Source organism: Oleiphilus sp. HI0132 (assembly GCF_001635845.1).
In genome coordinates, this window is sequence record NZ_LWGJ01000721.1 from 1 (window position 1) to 994 (window position 994).

Below are 994 nucleotides of genomic sequence, written 5' to 3' on the forward strand. Positions count from 1 at the left end.
GTCGGAAGGCATGGTATTGGCTGCAGGCCCTGGTGGCAAAGATATCTGGTTGCTTGAGCCTCATTCCGGTGCACAGCCAGGCATGAGAATCATGTAGTTGGGTTTGTGGCACTAAAAAGGATAATAACGGGTCTCAATTTTAGAGAGAAATGAATGACTGAATATTTGCTAATTCTTGTCAGTACGATTCTGGTGAATAACTTTGTACTGGTTCAGTTTCTGGGTGCATGCAAGCCGACACTGATATAACCGTCTGCTTCAGCCAATAACTGGCCTTTTTTTACTTGTTGACCCACTTCAACCAAGACCTTGGAGGCTTGACCAATATGTTGCTGTAAAGGTAAAACAAGTAGTGGCGGAATGCCCGCCTCAGTAATCGCTGTCTCGCTCGATAGCGACTTCATTTCCGCCGGGTGAATACCACCATGAAAGTCTGATAAGGAACGTCCACTCGTGGCAATGATCTGTGTATTGTTCTGTGTCATGGCACTCATACAGACTGCACCTCCACAGGCTGAGACTTATCCGTAGCAATAATATGTACAGGCTTGGGTAAGTCCCAATGCCATGCTGATAGCCCCTTATCTACTGGCACCATATCGATACAATCTACCGGGCAAGGCTCTACACACAAATCACACCCAGTACATTCAGATTCAATAACTGTATGCATGTGCTTAGCCGCCCCTAAAATCGCATCGATAGGACACGCCTGGATACACTTAGTGCAGCCTATGCACTCATCTTCACGAATTACTGCGACCTGCTTGGCTTTTTCTTCACCGTGCTCAGCATCCAAGGCCATCGGTTCAACGTCTAATAAATCGGCCAGGGCCTGAATAGTCGCTTCGCCACCGGGAGGACATTTGTTGATATCTTCGCCCGCAGCAATACCCTCAGCATAAGGTCGGCAACCTGGGTGACCACATTGGCCACATTGAGTCTGAGGTAATAAACCGTCGATCTGATCAACGATTGGGTTGCCATCAACTTT

At 47.6% G+C, this 994-nt stretch carries 2 protein-coding genes and 1 pseudogene; 1 reads left to right on the forward strand and 2 read right to left on the reverse strand.

The window, feature by feature from the left end:
* Window positions 1-153: 153 nt before the first annotated feature.
* Window positions 154-231 (forward strand): annotated as a pseudogene (locus A3766_RS31960) (electron transport complex subunit RsxA); the annotation flags it as partial.
* Here A3766_RS31960 and A3766_RS08570 read toward each other — a convergent pair.
* Window positions 213-494, reverse strand: coding sequence for a hypothetical protein (locus A3766_RS08570; RefSeq protein ID WP_068642081.1), 282 nt, complete (start codon window positions 492-494; stop codon window positions 213-215). The pseudogene A3766_RS31960 and the gene A3766_RS08570 overlap by 19 nt on opposite strands.
* Window positions 491-994 (reverse strand): electron transport complex subunit RsxB (gene rsxB, locus A3766_RS08575; RefSeq protein WP_068642083.1); only part of this gene is annotated, 504 nt, incomplete at its 5' end. The genes rsxB and A3766_RS08570, both read right to left, overlap by 4 nt.